At 38.1% G+C, this 19,725-nt stretch carries 17 protein-coding genes; all 17 read left to right on the plus strand.

All coding sequences use genetic code 11. The features are described from left to right. The first annotated feature begins 13 nt into the window (after positions 1-13). The 17 genes from ribF (at position 14) to CCK98_RS09800 (ending at position 19,528) form a co-directional block, all read left to right on the plus strand. Positions 14-979: a bifunctional riboflavin kinase/FAD synthetase gene (gene ribF / locus CCK98_RS09720; protein WP_088086396.1), complete on the plus strand. Its 966-nt coding sequence runs from the start codon at positions 14-16 to the stop codon at positions 977-979. Positions 980-1,138: 159 nt separating this feature from the next. Then, positions 1,139-1,408, plus strand: coding sequence for a 30S ribosomal protein S15 (gene rpsO / locus CCK98_RS09725; protein ID WP_026566475.1), 270 nt, complete (start codon positions 1,139-1,141; stop codon positions 1,406-1,408). Between the two features lie 243 nt (positions 1,409-1,651). After that, a complete protein-coding gene (gene pnp / locus CCK98_RS09730; RefSeq protein WP_088086397.1) occupies positions 1,652-3,766 on the plus strand; it encodes a polyribonucleotide nucleotidyltransferase in 2,115 nt (704 codons plus the stop codon). 180 nt (positions 3,767-3,946) lie between these two features. Further along, positions 3,947-4,873 (plus strand): polysaccharide deacetylase family protein, encoded by a 927-nt coding sequence (locus CCK98_RS09735; RefSeq protein ID WP_088086398.1) that lies wholly within the window; start codon positions 3,947-3,949, stop codon positions 4,871-4,873. A gap of 102 nt (positions 4,874-4,975) precedes the next feature. Next, positions 4,976-6,214, plus strand: a complete 1,239-nt coding sequence (locus CCK98_RS09740; protein ID WP_088086399.1) for a pitrilysin family protein — start codon at positions 4,976-4,978, stop codon at positions 6,212-6,214. Between the two features lie 154 nt (positions 6,215-6,368). After that, positions 6,369-6,611: a YlmC/YmxH family sporulation protein gene (locus tag CCK98_RS09745; RefSeq protein ID WP_088086400.1), complete on the plus strand. Its 243-nt coding sequence runs from the start codon at positions 6,369-6,371 to the stop codon at positions 6,609-6,611. A 167-nt stretch (positions 6,612-6,778) separates the two neighbouring features. Continuing rightward, the gene (gene dpaA, locus CCK98_RS09750; RefSeq protein ID WP_088086401.1) at positions 6,779-7,681 is read left to right on the plus strand and encodes a dipicolinic acid synthetase subunit A; all 903 of its coding nucleotides are present in this window, start codon (positions 6,779-6,781) and stop codon (positions 7,679-7,681) included. Next, entirely contained in the window at positions 7,678-8,277 is a 600-nt protein-coding gene (gene dpaB / locus CCK98_RS09755) for a dipicolinate synthase subunit B (RefSeq protein WP_026566481.1), read from the plus strand. The genes dpaA and dpaB overlap by 4 nt, the downstream gene beginning before the upstream one ends. Positions 8,278-8,472: 195 nt before the next feature. Further along, the gene (gene asd / locus CCK98_RS09760; RefSeq protein ID WP_088086402.1) at positions 8,473-9,522 is read left to right on the plus strand and encodes an aspartate-semialdehyde dehydrogenase; all 1,050 of its coding nucleotides are present in this window, start codon (positions 8,473-8,475) and stop codon (positions 9,520-9,522) included. A gap of 33 nt (positions 9,523-9,555) precedes the next feature. Then, positions 9,556-10,800, plus strand: a complete 1,245-nt coding sequence (dapG, locus tag CCK98_RS09765) for an aspartate kinase (RefSeq protein ID WP_088086403.1) — start codon at positions 9,556-9,558, stop codon at positions 10,798-10,800. A gap of 96 nt (positions 10,801-10,896) precedes the next feature. Beyond that, positions 10,897-11,772, plus strand: coding sequence for a 4-hydroxy-tetrahydrodipicolinate synthase (gene dapA, locus CCK98_RS09770; RefSeq protein ID WP_088086404.1), 876 nt, complete (start codon positions 10,897-10,899; stop codon positions 11,770-11,772). A 188-nt stretch (positions 11,773-11,960) separates the two neighbouring features. Continuing rightward, positions 11,961-13,628: a ribonuclease J gene (locus tag CCK98_RS09775; RefSeq protein WP_088086405.1), complete on the plus strand. Its 1,668-nt coding sequence runs from the start codon at positions 11,961-11,963 to the stop codon at positions 13,626-13,628. Between the two features lie 138 nt (positions 13,629-13,766). Then, positions 13,767-14,522: a ClpP family protease gene (locus tag CCK98_RS09780; protein WP_088086406.1), complete on the plus strand. Its 756-nt coding sequence runs from the start codon at positions 13,767-13,769 to the stop codon at positions 14,520-14,522. Continuing rightward, positions 14,519-14,758, plus strand: coding sequence for a YlzJ-like family protein (locus CCK98_RS09785; protein ID WP_088086407.1), 240 nt, complete (start codon positions 14,519-14,521; stop codon positions 14,756-14,758). Before CCK98_RS09780 ends, CCK98_RS09785 begins: the two co-directional genes overlap by 4 nt. A gap of 116 nt (positions 14,759-14,874) precedes the next feature. Then, positions 14,875-17,223 carry a DNA translocase FtsK gene (locus tag CCK98_RS09790; protein WP_088086408.1) on the plus strand — a complete coding sequence of 783 codons (2,349 nt, stop codon included), beginning with the start codon at positions 14,875-14,877 and terminating at the stop codon, positions 17,221-17,223. Between the two features lie 411 nt (positions 17,224-17,634). Continuing rightward, positions 17,635-18,360, plus strand: a complete 726-nt coding sequence (locus CCK98_RS09795) for a GntR family transcriptional regulator (RefSeq protein ID WP_088086409.1) — start codon at positions 17,635-17,637, stop codon at positions 18,358-18,360. Between the two features lie 85 nt (positions 18,361-18,445). Continuing rightward, a complete protein-coding gene (locus CCK98_RS09800) occupies positions 18,446-19,528 on the plus strand; it encodes a BMP family protein (RefSeq protein WP_088086410.1) in 1,083 nt (360 codons plus the stop codon). Positions 19,529-19,725 lie beyond the last annotated feature (197 nt).

Raw genomic sequence — 19,725 nt, forward strand, 5'->3', positions numbered from 1 at the left:
AAGGTGAGTTTCATTGGAAGTAATTAAGCTTAGATTTCCATACGATATAACAAATGTTGAATTTCCGCTCCTAACAATGGCAATGGGCTACTTTGATGGAGTGCACCGTGGCCATCAACAGGTAATTCTTGAGGCTAAAAAGCATGCTGAAGAAAAAGGGATTTGCAGTGCGGTCATGACATTTGACCCCCATCCTTCGGTAGTATTAGGAAAAACGGAACAGCAGATACAATATATTACTCCATTATCTGAAAAAATAAAAATTATCGAAGAACTTGGTATTGATTATTTATTTATCATTAACTTTACTTCTGAATTTGCCAATTTGCTTCCTCAGGAATTCATTGATCAATATGTTATTAGACTAAACGTAATGCACGTAGTTGCTGGTTTTGATTTTACCTATGGGCGTATGGGAAAGGGGACGATGGAAACATTACCCTTCCATTCAAGAAATCAATTTTCTTATTCGGTCGTTCCAAAGTTTACACAAGGTGATCAAAAGGTTAGTTCAACTAGAATTAGAACCTTGCTTAAAGAAGGAAAAACAGACGCGCTTTTATCACTTCTTGGACGATTTTATACAACATCGGGCATAGTCATTCATGGTGATAAACGAGGCAGGACGATTGGCTTTCCAACGGCGAATGTTGACTTAAATGACGATTACATGATCCCGCCGACTGGTGTATATGCAGTAAGAATGAAAGTTGAAACCCAATGGTACAATGGAGTTTGTAATATTGGTTATAAACCCACCTTTAATAAGGAAGCCTTACATCCTTCTGTTGAAGTTCATTTATTTGACTTTAATAAAGATATCTATGGTGAAGAAGTGGTCATCGAGTGGCATCTTCCCTTACGTAAGGAACAAAAATTTTCAGGGATTGAAGAGCTCGTTGCACAAATTGAAAGAGATAAGCAAAATTCACTAGATTATTTTAAAAAACAAGACAATCTTCCACATTCTCACTTATAAAAGGCGTTTTTCCTACAATAAACTTCGTTATAGCCTTGCTTTTTGATGTGAAAAGTTGTATTCTTATTAACGTATTAAAAATAACCTCTACTTGGCAAGACGAATCACCAACGCTTGCTCGGTAACAGGGGATTTGTAAAATTTAGGAGGTGAATCCGGATGGCAATCACTCAAGAACGTAAAAATGAACTTATCAATGAGTTTAAAACTCATGAAAGCGACACTGGATCTGCAGAAGTTCAAATCGCTGTCCTTACAGAATCAATCAACAATTTGAATGAGCACTTACGTACTCATAAAAAAGATCACCACTCACGTCGCGGTCTTTTGAAAATGGTTGGTAAACGTCGTAATCTTTTAACATTCCTACGTAACAAAGATGTTCAACGTTACCGTGTGTTAATTAATAAGCTTGGTCTACGTCGTTAGTTTACAGAAGCGGGATTATTCCCGCTTTTTTATTAGCTTTAAAAAGAGGAAAAGAAAATAAAGAATTTTTTATACATATTTTTAAGTCATGACTTTTTTGTGCATACTATTAAGGTGATTTCGCATTTAAACAATAGCTTTCTAAGCTTTTTAATAATAGTTAGATTTAGTATGATGAGTACAGCGAAAGTGAAAATTTTCGCATCATCCTCCTAAGTGATTTAGATAGAGAGGGGTAAAAATATGGAACAATTGAAACATGAATATTCCATGGTTTGGGCAGGCCGTAAATTAACTGTCGAAATTGGACAATTAGCAAAGCAAGCAAACGGTGCAGTCTTGGTACGCTATGGAGATACAGCAGTATTGAGTACGGCAACAGCTTCAAAGGAACCAAAGAACTTAGACTTTTTTCCATTAACAGTTAACTATGAGGAACGTTTATATGCTGTCGGAAAAATCCCAGGTGGCTTTATTAAACGCGAGGGTCGTCCGAGTGAAAAGGCAATTTTGGCAAGCAGACTAATTGACAGACCGATTCGTCCGCTATTTGCTGATGGCTTTCGTAATGATGTACAAGTTATTAGTATTGTCATGAGTGTGGATCAGGATTGTTCTACTGAAATGGCTGCAATGTTCGGATCTTCGTTAGCACTTAGTACATCAGATATTCCTTTTGAAGGACCGATTGCTGGTGTGATCGTAGGACGGGTTAACAATGAATTTGTTATTAACCCAACTGTAGAACAAGCTGAAAAAAGTGATATCCATTTAACTGTTGCTGGTACTAAAGATGCAATCAACATGGTAGAAGCAGGTGCGTTAGAGGTTCCTGAAGAAACTATGCTTGAAGCTATTATGTATGGCCATGATGAGATTAAACGGTTAATTGAGTTCCAAGAGAAAATTGTCCTTGAAATTGGCAAGCCAAAAAGAGAAATCAATCTTTACGAAATAGATAAGGAACTTGAGGCAGAAGTAAGGGGAATATGCGAAGCTGATATGGTAAAAGCCATTCAGGTCCAAGAAAAGCATGCCCGTGAAGATGCCATTAAAGAAGTCAAAAACCAAGTGATTGCCAAATTTGTGGAACAAGAAGCTACAGATGAAGATATGAAGCAAGTAAAGCAAATACTGGACAAGATTGTAAAAGGTGAGGTACGCCGCTTAATAACAGTGGAGAAGGTTCGTCCTGATGGCCGAAAAATTGATGAAATCCGTCCGCTTTCTTCACAAATAAGTATTTTACCACGTACCCACGGTTCTGGACTTTTCACACGTGGACAAACTCAAGCCCTAAGCATTTGTACTCTCGGCGCAATGGGTGATGTACAAATTCTTGATGGTCTTGGAATTGAGGAAGAAAAGCGCTTTATGCATCATTATAACTTCCCTCAATTCAGTGTCGGTGAAACAGGCCCAATCCGAGGACCTGGTCGTCGTGAAATTGGTCACGGTGCCCTTGGTGAACGTGCCCTTGAACCGATTATTCCATCTGAAAAGGATTTCCCATATACCATTCGACTTGTATCTGAGGTACTTGAATCTAATGGTTCCACTTCGCAGGCAAGTATTTGTGCTAGTACATTAGCGATGATGGATGCAGGTGTTCCGATTAAGGCTCCTGTAGCAGGAATTGCAATGGGACTTGTAAAATCTGGAGAACATTATACTGTTTTGTCTGATATTCAAGGAATGGAAGACCATCTTGGGGATATGGATTTTAAAGTAGCAGGTACTGCTAAAGGGGTCACTGCACTTCAAATGGATATTAAGATTGAAGGTCTTTCTCGTGAAATCTTAGAAGAAGCACTACAACAGGCAAAAGTTGGCAGAATGCACATTTTAGATTCGATGCTTGCTACTATTACTGAACCAAGAGCAGAACTTTCTCAGTTTGCACCTAAGATTTTAACTATGTCAATTAACCCTGATAAGATCAGGGACGTTATCGGACCGAGCGGTAAACAAATCAATAAGATTATTGAGGAAACTGGCGTTAAGATTGATATCGAGCAGGATGGTACAGTATTTATTGCCTCTACAAATCAAGAAATGAACCAAATGGCAAAGAAAATCATCGAAGATATTGTTCGTGAAGTTCAAGTAGGCGAAATGTATCTTGGTAAGGTAAAACGAATTGAAAAATTTGGAGCCTTCCTGGAAATCTTTGCAGGTAAAGATGGTCTCGTTCATATATCTGAACTTGCCGAAGAACGTGTAGGTAAAGTGGAGGATGTTGTTAAGATCGGGGACGAACTTCTAGTGAAAGTAACCGAAATTGATAAACAGGGCCGTGTAAACCTTTCACGTAAAGCTATTTTAAAGGAACAGCGTGAAAAGGCTGAAAATCAATAACAAGAGACTCGGGACATTTATTCTGAGACGATAAGGAAGTCAGGGGACAAACCCTGGCTTTTTCCATGTATGATCGTTTTATAAATTCGCTCTATGTTCATTAGAATCAGCCGCTAACAGTATCCTGAAGTTCTACCTTGTCCCTCTTATACATAATCTGTATGGAAAGGGGGAAAGTTAATGAAAAAGGTATTTATTTTCATTGGTATTTGTTTAGCAGTTTGGATTGCTGTGGGTAATCCTTTTATAAAAAAGGAATCAGCTCTGCCAACAGCAAAAGAGTCAGACCCTCTTTATCAAAGTATTGTTAAAAATGCCCATACATATGAAATACCGCCTATAGATGCGACTATTGATAGGGTCTGGAAGGCAATTCCGGGCTATAGTGGGCGAGAGGTTAACATTGCAGCTTCCTATAAGCATATGAAAGATAAAGGTGTTTTTAATGAAAAGAACCTTGTCTTTACCCAGAAAAAGCCAAAGGTTCACCTCGAAGATTTGCCGCCAGCTCCAATTTATAAAGGAAACCCTAATAAACCAATGGTAACGTTTATTATTAATGTAGCGTGGGGGAATGAATATTTATCGGAGATGCTTGCTACTCTAAAAAGACATAATATAAAGGTTAGTTTTTTTTTAGAAGGAAATTGGGTCAAAAAAAATCCCGATCTTGCTAAAATGATAGTCAGTTCTGGTCATGAAGTGGGGAATCATTCCTATTCTCATCCTGATATGAAACAATTGACGGCTGGAAAAGCAAGGGAACAAATGGTGAAAACGAATGAAATTATAGAAGCAGCTACAGGAGTGAAATGTGTTTGGTTTGCCCCGCCTAGTGGCAGTTTTCGGGATGAGACAATAAAAGTTGCCAACGAATTAAAAATGATGACGGTTATGTGGACCGTTGATACGGTTGACTGGAGAAAACCATCACCAGATGTACTTATAAATCGTGTAATGACAAAAATTAATAATGGCTCAATGGTCCTTATGCATCCAACAGAAGCAACTGCGAAATCGCTCGATCGCTTAATCACGCAGATCAAACAAAAAAACCTTGAAATTGGAACAGTTTCTGAGTTAATGAGCGAAGAAAGAGTTGAGTAATAATCACAGTAAGATATACTGAAAATTGGAGAAAAAACATTTTACTAAGTATAATGATAGATGGAGTAATAGCAGCTTCTGTATATAGACTGGAGGAAGTCGATGATTAATAAATATACTTGCCAAAATGGAGTTAGAATTGTTTTAGAAAATATCCCTACTGTACGTTCAGTTGCAATAGGCGTATGGATTGGTACGGGTTCAAGAGATGAGAACCCACAAAACAATGGTATTTCGCATTTTCTGGAACATATGTTCTTTAAAGGTACTACCACAAGGTCTGCTAAGGAAATTGCCGAATCCTTTGATAGTATTGGCGGACAGGTGAATGCGTTTACTTCAAAGGAGTATACCTGCTATTATGCAAAAGTCCTTGATACACATTCCCAATTTGCACTAGATGTGTTAGCTGATATGTTCTTTAACTCCACTTTTGTGGAAGAGGAACTAAACAAAGAGAGAAATGTAGTCTTAGAAGAAATAAAAATGTACGAAGATACTCCAGACGATATTGTTCATGATTTACTTAGCAGAGCAGTGTATGGAGATCATCCACTAGGGTATCCAATCCTAGGCACAGAGGAAATACTTAATACGTTTACTGGCCAAACGTTAAAGGAATATATTCATGAAAGGTATACTCCTGAAAATGTTGTTATCTCAATCGCAGGCAATGTATCTGAAACATTTATTAAAGAAGTCGAAAAGTATTTTGGATCCTATAAAGGTGCTAACAACCAAGCAATTGAAAATATTCCTACCTTCCATTCCAATCGACTTTCACGAAAGAAAGATACGGAACAGGCTCATTTATGTATTGGTTTTGAAGGATTAAAGGTTGGGCATGAAGACATCTACAGCTTAATTACTTTAAATAATATATTGGGTGGCAGCATGAGCTCGAGATTATTTCAGGAAGTCCGTGAGCAAAGGGGCTTAGCATATTCAGTTTTCTCTTACCATTCAGCTTATCAAGATAGTGGGATTGTGACGGTTTACGGTGGAACAGGTGCTAAACAGCTGAATGTACTATTTGAAACCATCCAAGAAACACTTAATAAATTAAAGCAAGAAGGGATTACTGAAAGGGAATTAACTAATAGTAAAGAGCAGCTTAAGGGCAGCTTGATGCTAAGTCTTGAAAGTACAAATAGCAGAATGAGTCGTAATGGTAAAAATGAACTTTTATTAAAACGTCATCGTTCACTAGATGAAATTATTGATCAGATTGATGGAGTTACCAAAAAAAGTGTGGACGAAATGACAAAGTCCGTTTTTACAGACAACTATTCCGTGACATTAATTAGTCCAGACGGAGAATTTCCGAATACATTATCGTAAATGAAAAGAGGTATTCCATGCTGATGGATTACCTCTTTTTTTGTTGTCCTAGATACTAAAGGTCCACTTAACAGCGCTTGTGCATTTCTTAGTCTAAATAGGGACTTCCACTTATAAACTATTAATAAGGGGCAAATGAAGGGGGGATCTTGTATTGAGGTTAAGTGAATTAAGCGGAAAGGAAATTGTTGACGTAAAAAAGGCAGAACGGCTAGGTGTACTTGGACAAACCGATTTAGAAATTAATGAAGGCACCGGACAAATTCAAGCACTGCTAATACCTTCAATAAAATGGTTTGGTTTCCGAAAACAAGGGGAAGAAATCAGGGTTCCTTGGCAGCACATTAAAAAGATAGGATCAGATATGATAATAATCGATGTACCGGATGAAGATTAATACACTTCAGCATAAAAAACCCAAGCGAGTGTCAACTTGCTTGGGCTTTTTTATTTAGTACGTATGGAAAACTCACCGAATGAAGATAACCTACATAAGATGGTGAAGTGATATACAGAAAAGGAATTCTTAGTAGGATTTTTAAAAAGAAGAAGGTGAATGTTTTCATGCTGACAGGGATGCAGATTGCCGTGATTGGCGGGGATGCCAGACAGCTGGAAATCATCCGCAAGTTAACTGAATTAGATGCGAGATTATCGCTTATTGGTTTTGAACAGCTTGATCATGCTTTTACAGGTGCGGTCAAGGAAAAGCTGGATGAGGTGGACTTTTCAACAGTGGATACCCTGATCTTGCCAGTGCCTGGTACAAATTTAGAAGGGCAGGTAGAAACAATCTTTTCAAATGAAAAGGTTATTTTGACAGGGGATTTACTCTCTAAGACTCCAGAACATTGTGCGATTTATTCAGGAATCAGCAATGCTTATTTAAATGGGATTACCAAGCAAGCTAAACGGACTCTTATTCAGTTATTTGAAAGGGATGATGTGGCCATCTATAATTCAATCCCTACAGTAGAAGGGACGATTATGATGGCGATCCAACACACTGATTTTACAATACATGGGTCGAATATTACGGTTCTAGGGTTAGGCAGAGTTGGTATGAGTGTGGCGAGAACATTTGCAGCCCTTGGAGCAAAAGTTAAGGTAGGGGCTAGGAAAAGTGAACATTTGGCAAGAATCACTGAAATGGGCTTAGCGCCGTTTCATTTGAAGGATTTGGAAAATGAAGTAATGAATACTGATATATTAATTAACACAGCACCACATTTAATCGTAACAGCGATGGTTATATCTAAAATGCCATCACATACGCTCATTATTGACCTTGCATCAAAGCCGGGAGGAACTGATTTTAGATATGCGGAGAAAAGAGGGATAAAAGCATTGCTTGCCCCGGGATTGCCAGGGATTGTTGCACCAAAAACAGCCGGGCAAATTCTGGCAAATGTTCTTGCTCAACTGCTCCAAGATGATTTACGAAAGCGAAAGGGGAAAGTGAAATGAGTTTAAAGGGGAAAAGAATTGGCTTTGGCTTAACTGGCTCTCATTGTACGTACGATGCAGTATTCCCTGAAATAGAAAAATTAGTTCAAGCCGGTGCTGAAGTAATGCCTGTGGTAACTTTTACAGTTAAAAATACAGACACCCGGTTTGGTAAAGGAGAGGATTGGATCCAGCGAATTGAAGATTTAACAGGAAATAAAGTCATTGATTCGATCGTCAAAGCCGAGCCGCTGGGACCCAAAATCCCTCTTGATTGTATGGTCATTGCTCCATTAACCGGTGTATCAATGAGTAAATTTGCCAACGCAATGAACGATAGTCCAGTATTAATGGCTGCGAAAGCAACTTTGAGAAATTTAAAGCCCGTTGTACTCGGAATCTCGACTAACGATGCACTTGGATTAAATGGAGTAAACTTAATGAGGCTAATGGCAACAAAGAATATTTATTTTATTCCCTATGGCCAGGATGACCCAATAAAAAAGCCAAATTCAATGGTAGCAAGAATGACGTTACTCACAGAAACAGTTGAAGCTGCGATCGAAGGGAAACAAATTCAACCAGTGTTAGTAGAAAGATATAAAGATTCTGACTAATTCTCCCCCCCTCATTCATCAAAAAAGGTTATTTCTTTAAAGGAATATGGTAAAATAAATTATTCTATCATCAGTGGGGAGTTTCATTACCCACTGATGAGATAATAAAAAATATGAATAACATGCTGGCAACTATATAAAGGCCAATTCCTTTTTGAAATATAATGACCAGCTAGTATGGAAGGGGAACCTGTAATGAATCAACAAAATGGATTTCACGTTGCTGTTGTTGGAGCAACAGGAGCAGTAGGACAACAAATGATTCACACTTTAATAAAAGAGAACTTCCCAATCAGAAAACTTACTTTATTATCATCAGCACGTTCAGCTGGTAAAAAAGTGGAGGTTAATGGTCAGGAATATATCATTGAAGAAGCAATGCCTGAGAGTTTTGAAGGGGTCGAGATTGCCTTATTCAGTGCGGGCGGTAGTGTATCCAAGGAACTTGGTCCAGAAGCTGTTAAACGTGGTGCTATCGTGGTGGACAACACTAGCGCTTTTAGAATGGATGAGAATACACCATTAGTCGTTCCTGAAGTGAACGAAGCGGACCTTCACCATCAAAATGGTATTATTGCTAATCCCAATTGTTCTACCATCCAAATGGTTGTAGCACTTGAGCCAATCCGTCAACAATTTGGTTTGAAAAAAGTTATTGTCTCAACATATCAAGCTGTTTCAGGATCTGGTGCCGCTGCTGTCGAGGAATTAATGGAACAAACTCGTTCAATCTTAAACGGTGAAGCATATGAGCCTAAGATTTTACCTGTCAAATCAGATAAAAATCACTATCAAATTGCTTTTAATGCGATTCCACAAATTGATAAATTTCAAGACAATGGATATACATTTGAAGAAATGAAAATGATTAATGAAACAAAAAAAATCATGCACTTACCAGAATTGCAGGTTTCCGCTACTTGTGTAAGACTACCAGTAGCAGTAGGTCATTCTGAATCTGTTTATTTTGAAATTGAAGCGGATGACATAAGTGCGAATGACATTAAAGCATTATTAAAAGATGCCCCCGGTGTTATTTTGCAGGATGATCCGGAAAACCAAATATATCCTATGCCTGCGAATTGCGTTGGGAAAAATGATGTATTTGTTGGACGGATTAGAAAAGACATTGACGAGCCTCGTGGTTTCCATATGTGGGTGGTTTCTGATAACTTACTCAAAGGAGCAGCTTGGAATTCTGTTCAAATCGCAGAAAGTTTAGTTAAATTAGGTATTGTAAAATAAAGTTACATCAAAAAGGCAGGTTTTGGTGTCACCATGAAAATTATTGTTCAAAAATTTGGCGGTACATCTGTAAGAGATGAAAAAGGTAGGAAATATGCGGAAGGCCATATCGAGAAAGCTTTAGCTGATGGCTATAAAGTGGTTGTCGTTGTCAGTGCGATGGGAAGAAAAGGTGACCCTTATGCTACGGACACATTACTTTCATTAATCGATGGGAACTTAAGCAAAATCTCAAAACGGGAACACGACTTATTATTGTCCTGCGGAGAGATTATTTCTAGTGTCGTTTTTGTAAATATGTTATTGGAACATGGTATTAATGCTGTTGCATTAACTGGCGCTCAAGCAGGCTTCCGAACAAACAATGACCACACAAATGCAAAAATCAATGAAATGAAATGTGACAGGTTGCTAACTGAGTTAGAGAAAAATGATGTTGTTGTGGTTGCCGGTTTTCAAGGAGCTGCAAAAAATGGCGATATTACCACAATTGGCCGTGGCGGAAGTGATACCTCAGCTGCAGCTTTAGGTGCTGCCCTTAATGCAGAATGGATAGATATCTTTACCGACGTGGAAGGAATTATGACAGCCGATCCACGCATTGCAGAAAATGCACGACCACTTCCCATAGTAACTTACACAGAAGTGTGTAATATGGCTTATCAAGGTGCAAAGGTCATTCATCCACGAGCAGTTGAAATCGCAATGCAGGCAAAAGTACCAATTCGGATTCGCTCAACCTACTCAGATAAATTAGGAACCTTGGTAACCTCATTAAATAAAAATAATCGTGGCAGTGACATAATGGAACGAGTTGTAACTGGCATCGCTCACGTTTCAAATGTTACGCAAATAAAGGTATTCGCTAAAAAGGATCAATATTACTTGCAGGCAGAAGTATTTAAGGCGATGGCCAATGAAGGAATCAGTGTAGATTTTATCAATATTTCGCCAAACGGAGTAATCTATACAGTAACAGAGGAAATGACCGATCGAGCAATACAGGTTTTAAACGAATTAGGTCATGATCCTGTCGTAGAGCGTCATTGTGCAAAAGTTTCTGTTGTTGGTGCAGGGATTGCCGGAGTTCCTGGAGTTACTTCGAAAATCGTAACGGCCTTATCGGATCATGGAATTCGTATACTACAATCTGCAGATAGTCATACTACGATTTGGGTACTTGTAAAGCAGGAGGACTTGGTTAAATCCGTAAATGCCCTTCATGATGCTTTTCAATTAGAAGAAGAATCATTTGAATTTAATCTTTCAGATTTATAGATGATTTCACCAATTCAATGGTAAATCCTTATATTGAATTCGGAAGAGAAAATGAGTGTTTTTAGTATGCTGGATTGTATTGAGAGGAGTAAGAATATGGTTCATTTTGGGCGAGTATCGACGGCAATGGTTACCCCTTTTGATAAAAAAGGACATATTGATTTTGCCAAGACCACGCAATTAGTGAATTTTTTAATTGAAAATGGAACAGAGTCACTTGTGGTTGCTGGAACTACTGGTGAATCACCAACGTTAACTAAGGAAGAAAAGTTGGCATTATTTGATCATGTTGTAAAAACGGTAAAAAAGCGGATTCCCGTAATTGCAGGAACAGGAAGCAATAATACTTATGCATCTGTTGAATTGACAAAAAAAGCTGAGCAACTTGGCGTGGATGCTATAATGGTTGTCGCACCCTATTATAATAAACCAAATCAGGAAGGTCTATATCAGCATTTTAAAGCCGTTGCAGAAGCTACATCCCTGCCGGTTATGGTCTACAACATCCCTGGCCGGTCAGCAGTTAACATACTTCCCGAGACGATCATTAGACTTTCTAAGTTAGCTAATATTGTTGCAGTCAAAGAGGCAAGCGGGGATTTAAATGCAATGACACACATCATTGCCAATACAGATGATGATTTTGTATTATATAGTGGGGACGATAGCCTGACAATCCCTGTTCTTTCCATTGGCGGTGCAGGCGTTGTTTCGGTTGCTTCACATGTGATTGGAAATCAATTGCAAGAAATGGTAAAAGCATTCTTTAATGGTGAGAATGAAAAGGCTGCAAGATTGCATCAGCATCTCCTCCCTTTCATGCAAGGTTTATTTACTGCTCCTAGTCCTGCGCCTGTTAAAACAGCCTTACAGGTAACTGGATTAGACGTTGGATCAGTTAGGCTTCCTCTCGTAGGGCTAACAGAACAAGAACGTGCAGCGTTAATTACTTTATTAAATAAGTTATACTGACTACCTAAAGCCAACCGAAGGATCATTCGGTTGGCTTTTTTTTGTTTAGAATTATCATTATTATTATAAATGTTGGAAAGGTTTTCAGAAATCTAGTATAATAACTCTAACTGATCTCGATCGGAAATTAAAAAGCGGAAGCGCATGTTAACGGCGTATACTCGTTTCAACTTAGGAGGATTTACAATTTGGTACAGAAAATAAATAATTCCATTAAGTTAATTACACTTGGTGGTATAGGAGAAATCGGAAAGAATATGTATCTTGTTGAGGTGGACAAGGACATATTTATCATAGATGCCGGCTTAATGTTCCCCGAGGAAGAAATGCTTGGCATAGATATAGTAATTCCGGATATTACATATTTAAAAGAAAATAAAGACCGGGTAAAAGCAATTTTCTTAACTCATGGCCATGAAGATCATATAGGAGCTTTATCATATGTACTTCGTCAATTAGATATCCCTGTCTATGGAACCAAGCTTACACTTGCCCTTGCAAATGCTAAACTTAAAGAACAAGATTATTTTGGTAAAACAAATTTTATTGAGGTGGATTCGGATACGATTATTAACTTGGATGCTGTTGATGTAAGCTTCTTTAAAACCAATCATAGTATCCCTGATTCTGTTGGTGTTTGTATACATACCTCTGAAGGGATCATCGTTTATACTGGTGATTTTAAATTTGATCAAGCGGCTACAAAGCTTTATAAACCAGAAATTGGGAAGATGGCATCTATCGGAGAACAAGGGGTATTATGTTTGTTGTCTGATAGTACAGAAGCAGAAAAGCCGGGGTACACCGCATCTGAAGCAATTGTTGAGCGTGAAATGTCAAATGCTTTCTATAATGCACCGGGGAGGATTATTGCTGCTTGTTTTGCTTCAGATATAAATAGAATCCAGCATATTTTTAATGCAGCAAATGAGAATGGACGTAAAGTCGCAGTGGTAGGGAAAAGTCTAGAAAGAATTTATCATATTGCCCTTGATTTAGGATATTTAGAAGTAGCAGAGGATTTAATCATTCCTGTTAGTGAGATAAAAAATTATCAAGACCGAGAAATAGTCGTATTAATGACTGGAAGTCAAGGTGAACCTATAGAGGCATTGCAGAAAATGGCAAAGCAAATTGATAAAGTGGTTAATATTCAAAAGGGAGATACCGTTTTAATCGCAGCTTCACCTCTTAGGGGTAGTGAAGTATTTTTATTCAAGACTGTTGATATGCTCTTTAGAGCCGGGGCAAATGTTATATCAGGTAAAAGAACCATCCATGTATCGAGTCATGGAAGCCAAGAAGAATTAAAATTTATGATTAACTTGATGAAGCCCAAATATTTAATCCCTGTTCACGGTGAATACCGGATGCTAAAGGCACATCGAAAATTGGCTATGGAATGTGGACTTACCGATGAACAAATCTTTATTCCAGACCGTGGCGATATCCTTGAAATGAAAGAAGGGAACCTTGCCCTTGCTGGCAAGGTTCCATCTGGGAATATACTCATTGATGGTATTGGTGTTGGTGATGTTGGAAATATAGTCCTTCGCGACCGACGACTATTATCGCAGGATGGAATTCTAATTGTGGTAGTGACCTTAACAAAACAAGATCGGAAAATAGCTGCGGGACCAGAGATTATCTCAAGAGGGTTTGTTTATGTTCGCGAATCCGAAAAATTGATGGATGATTCAACAAAACTAGTTCGAGACATTGTAGAAAGAAATATAGCTAAAGATTCCTTTGAATGGTCAAGTTTAAAGCAGGATATTAGAGAAGAATTAAACCGAAATTTATATGAAAAAACAAAAAGAAGACCAATGATTCTTCCGATAATTATGGAAATCTAAAAAGCTAACCTAAATATCATAAATGCTATATTACTCATATTAAAATGCACTGGGCGATCCAGTGCTTTTTATTTTAAGCATGAAATCACCTCCTACAGGTAAATACTAATCTATATCATGCTTGAAGGGAGTATTAGGATGAATAACGATATACAAAAAAACGAATCTGAAAACCAAGAAGGCGGTGAGCCTCAAAAAGAGGATAAACCTTCTTCTGCATTGATAGAAAAAATTCAGCAGCTAGGACAAACCAATGTTCCACAGCTTTCAACTGATTCTAAAATTCATTGTCTGACCATTATCGGTCAAGTTGAAGGACATCTAGCACTGCCGCCACAAAATAAAACAACAAAATATGAACATTTAATTCCTCAACTCGTTGCAATAGAACAAAATCCAAAAATTGAGGGGGTCCTTATTATTTTAAATACGGTTGGTGGCGATGTTGAGGCGGGTCTAGCGATATCCGAAATGCTAGCTACCCTATCAAAGCCGACTGTTTCAATTGTATTAGGAGGAGGGCATTCGATAGGGGTTCCGATTGCTGTTTCTTGTGACTACTCCTTTATTGCGGAAACCGCAACAATGACGATCCATCCGATCCGATTGACTGGCCTGGTGATTGGAGTTCCAGCAACCTTTGAATATATGGATAAAATGCAAGAGCGGGTTGTCAACTTTGTAACAAAGCATTCCAAAATTACCGAAGAAACATTTAAAGATTTAATGTTTGCTAAAGGTAATTTAACCAGAGACATAGGTACAAATGTCATTGGAGTTGATGCCGTAAAAACAGGTCTCATCGATGAAGTTGGCGGACTTGGGCAGGCAATGAAAAAGTTAAATGAATTGATAGATCTTCATAAAGAAAAGAATGAAGTGTTGATTCAATGATTCTTTATACGATGATGCCACCAGAACTCATTTTTCCATATGAGGCCAGTTCACCTGGCAATCAACAAATGGCAAGCTATCAAGGAATTCCACTCTTAGTCGAGTCTATAGATGGGCAAAATGTTCAAGTTATCCGAATTCTGAGCACGGATCCACAGCATTATATGGATAATCAAATATGCCCAGGCGCAAAAATTTCTTTCGCGAGCCTGGAAGGATTGTCCGCATTGGAATAGAAGATTATGGTATAATCAGGGTAAGATAAAAGAGCAGCCTGAATGGCTGCTTTCTTCCTTTTAACTCCTTTTACTAAAGGATTAAATATACCATAATGAAACAACAAGGTGATTAGATGGCAAAGAAAAAAAGAAGACAACCAAAAAAGAGAGATAACCATTTGAAAAAGACCGTTCAATTTGAATTATCCGCACTGGCTCTTTTAGCTATTGCGATCATATCAATAGCTAAGCTTGGTGCAGTTGGGAAGGCAACCGTTATCTTTTTCCGTTTTTGGATGGGAGAATGGTATATGCTCAGTTTAATTGGGCTTGTTGTGTTAAGCGTTTATTTGATGTGGAAACGGACTATTCCTTTTTTCTTCCATATTAGATTAGTTGGAAGTTATTTTATTACTTCTGCTATTCTGCTTTTAAGCCATGTCACCCTTTTTCATTTGCTAACAAATGATGGGAAATTTAAAGATCCAAGTGTTATCAGTAATACCTGGGAATTGTTTATGATGGAACTTAGAGGTGAAACAAGCACCACCGATCTTGGCGGGGGAATGCTTGGGGCAGTTTTATTTGCCTTATTCCATTATTTATTCGCTGAAACAGGTACTAAAATTATTGCATTTATTTTCATTTTAATTGGAATTATCTTACTTACCGGTAAATCATTTGGAGATTTCATCGGGAAAATCATGATTGTGATGGTTGATTTTTCAAAAAGTCAATGGGATGCCTTTAAAACGGATATGACAGATTGGAAACAAAAACAACGAGAGCGAAAAGCAGAAAGAATCACACAAAAAAGAAAAGAGCAGGAAAATCGTGAACAAAATCAGCCTGTCTTAAATGCAGAAACTCAACCACTCCAAGAGGAAATTAGAACATCTGAGCCAATTATATCAAGTTTTGCCGATAAGGCATATGTGGAAGAAGATGCCAAGGATAAGAATCACCGAGAAGAAACAAAGGATGGAAAAGGAACTTCTGAAGAAAATGAGGACAGTATCCCGCCAATCACCTTTACGGAAGTAGAGAATATTGCCTATGAGCTGCCACCACTTCGATTGCTCAATTTGCCAAAGAAAACAGATCAGAGTGGAGAATATGAACAAATTCATGCAAATGCGGCAAAGCTAGAGAGGACATTTCAAAGCTTTGGCGTGAAAGCGCGAGTAACACAGGTCCATTTAGGACCAGCTGTAACAAAATATGAAGTTCATCCTGACGTAGGTGTAAAGGTAAGTAAAATTGTCAGTTTAAGTGATGACTTAGCCTTAGCACTAGCTGCTAAGGGGATAAGAATTGAAGCGCCAATTCCTGGTAAATCCGCAATTGGTATTGAAGTTCCTAACTCTGAGGTTGCTGTAGTTTCGCTTCGCGAGGTATTAGAAGCAACACAAAATGACAAGCCTGACTCCAAGCTTTTAATTGGCTTAGGCCGGGACATTACAGGTGAAGCTGTTTTAGCTGAATTAAATAAAATGCCCCATTTACTTGTTGCAGGTGCAACCGGTAGCGGAAAAAGTGTTTGTATAAATGGCATTATCACGAGTATTTTAATGCGAGCAAAGCCCCATGAAGTGAAACTAATGATGATTGACCCGAAAATGGTTGAACTCAATGTTTATAATGGAATTCCTCATTTGTTAGCACCTGTTGTAACGGATGCAAAAAAAGCATCACAAGCTTTGAAAAAAGTGGTAAATGAAATGGAAAGACGGTACGAATTGTTTTCCTACACGGGTACACGTAATATTGAGGGCTATAATGACCACGTAAGAAAGCATAATTTAGAGGAAAATGATAAACAGCCACTACTGCCCTTCATTGTGGTAATTGTTGATGAGTTGGCAGATTTAATGATGGTTGCCTCGTCGGATGTAGAAGATTCGATTACCCGCCTTGCTCAAATGGCGAGAGCAGCGGGAATTCACTTAATCATTGCCACGCAGCGGCCATCGGTAGATGTAATTACTGGGGTAATAAAGGCGAATATTCCTTCCAGAATTGCCTTTGCAGTGTCAAGTGCAACCGATTCAAGGACAATTTTAGATATGGGTGGTGCGGAAAAACTTTTGGGAAGAGGGGATATGTTGTTCCTTCCGGTTGGAGAATCCAAACCAGTTCGTGTTCAAGGTGCGTTTCTGTCAGACCAAGAAGTCGAGGACACGGTTGAATTTGTTATTTCCCAACAGAAAGCACAATACCAAGATGAGATGATTCCTGATGACATTCCTGAAGTAACAGGTGCGGTCGATGATGATATATATAATGATGCAGTTGAGTTAATTATTGAAATGCAAACAGCATCTGTTTCCATGTTACAAAGACGGTTCCGTATTGGCTACACAAGAGCTGCAAGGTTAATTGATGAAATGGAAGCACGCGGTATCGTTGGTCCATATGAGGGCAGTAAGCCACGTTCTGTTTTACAGCCAAAACCTAAAGATAAAGAAGAACAAAGTTCATAATTGAATAAGAAGTTATCATTTAAAAGTATAATTGAAAGTCCGGAACAGGTTAATTAACATCTATAACACAGCCTTTATTATGTTGAAGTATACAACTCATAATAAAGGCTTTTTTATACTATGAATAATGAGTCAAATAAAATACTAAAATAGTAGGAGGTTACAACAATGTAGAACTTGATACTAAAGTCTCATCATAATAAATATAATACCTACATATCCCCCCCCCGGGATTCTAAATAGAAAATGGGCGAAAATTCCTAGTTATATTTGTGACATTACCTTTTAGCCTTTTTCGACAAATTTTTTAATAGCTATTTATTTATCCCCAAAAAAGTGTTAATATAATTTCGATTAGTAGAAATGATATCAGATGTCTGATGTCTAAGGAATAAGGCTGGAGGAAACAGCATGTCTATAAAATCAGATAACCGGCATTTATACTTACAAGTAATCGATCGGTTAAAACAAGATATCGCTGATGGGGTATATAAAGAAAAAGAAAAATTACCTTCTGAGTTTGATCTTGCTAAACAGCTTGGTGTAAGCAGGGCCACCCTTCGAGAAGCATTGCGAATACTTGAAGAAGAAAACGTTATCATAAGACGCCACGGTGTTGGAACTTTTGTTAATGTTAAGCCATTGTTTACTTCAGGGATTGAACAACTTAATAGTGTCACTGCCATGATAGAGCAAGCTGGAATGATACCAGGAACAATTTTCCTTAGCTCATCAACGCAAGGTTCGACCGAAGAGGATGTTCGTCGTTTCTCTTGTTCTACAAGTGAGGAGATTTTCGTGATGGAGAGGGTAAGAACCGCAAATGGAGAACCGGTCGTCTACTGTGTCGACAAGGTACCAGAACGCATATTGCCAGAAACATTTTCCCATACAGAAGAATCTCTCTTCAGTATTTTGGAAGATAAGGCAAACCGAAGGATTACATACGCGGTTGCTCAAATCGAGCCAATTGGCTATCATGAAAAAATTTCCCCAATTCTAGAATGCGAACCAGAAACTGCTTTGTTAGTTTTAAAACAAATGCATTTCGATGAAATGGATGAACCAATCCTGTTTTCGGTAAACTATTTTAAAGCGGACAAGTTTAGTTTTCATGTTTTAAGGAAAAGAATTTAATTTTTTATCCTTTTTGAAAACGCAACCAGTCTTGCTATAAAAACATTTTTACTAAATCAAACCATATTCATAGGGGGTCAATACCATGAAGAAGCTTAAAATTGGAATGGCTTTATCACTAGTTCTAGCTGCTGGTACACTTTTGGGGGCATGTGGAAAAAGTGATGATACAAGTAAAGAACCAGCTACAGGTGGAGAAAAGGCAAATAAATTCTCTGTAGCAATGGTAACTGATGTTGGTGGTGTTGATGACAAATCATTTAACCAATCTGCATGGGAAGGTCTTCAAAAATTCGGTAAAGACAATGGCTTAACAAAAGGTAAAGGTGGATATGATTACCTTCAATCAAAATCTGATGCTGATTATTCAACTAACTTAAATACTCTTGCACGTCAAGATTTTGATTTAGTTTACGGAATTGGTTTCTTAATGCAAGCTGCAGTAGAAGAAATTGCGAAGCAACAAAAAGATTCAAACTTTGCAATTATTGATGCTGAAGTTAAACAACCAAACGTTGCAAGTGTTCTTTTCAAAGAGCAAGAAGCAGCATTCCTTGCTGGTGTAGCAGCTGCACTTCAAACAAAATCTAACCATATTGGATTCATCGGTGGGATGGAAATCCCAGTTATCGAACGTTTCGAAGCTGGCTTCTTTGCAGGCGTTAAAGCTGCAAAACCTGAAGTGAAAGTGGATGTTCAGTATGCAGGTGCATTTGATAAAGCAGAATTAGGTCAAAATATCTCATCTAAAATGTATTCTTCAGGTGCGGACGTAGTGTTCCATGCTGCTGGTGGTACTGGGAACGGTCTATTCAAAGAAGCAACTGACAGAAAAGCAAAAGATCCTAGTAAAGAAATTTGGGCTATCGGTGTAGACCGTGACCAAAACGACATGGGTCCAGATATTGTTCTTACATCTGCACTAAAACGTGTTGACGTAGCGGTACAGGATTTATCTAAAAAAGCAATGGATGGCAATTTCCCTGGTGGAGAAGTTGCATTATACGGTTTAGCTGAAGATGGAGTGGGCGTAGCGCCAATCAACGCAAAAGCTGATAAAAAAGATGCGATTGAAGCTGCAGTAAAAGAATGGGTTGAAAAGATTAAATCAGGTGCAGTAAAGGTTCCAGGAACTCGTGCTGAATTAAAGACTTTTAGTGTAAAATAATTTTTATGAGGAATAAGCGGGATTTAAAAAGTGCTCGCTTATTCCTTTCTAAGGAATCCTAACTGAAGTGTAGAATAAATATTCTACACTTCAGTTAAGATTTTAGTGGGGAGGAATTCCCTGTTTTTTTAAAATTCGGAAAGGTCTGACCTCTTACTACTGTTGGTCAATTTTTCCTTTTACCTTATCACAGGGAG

The sequence above is a fragment of the Bacillus sp. OV166 genome (assembly GCF_900177675.1).
In the GTDB taxonomy this organism is placed as follows: domain Bacteria; phylum Bacillota; class Bacilli; order Bacillales; family Cytobacillaceae; genus Neobacillus.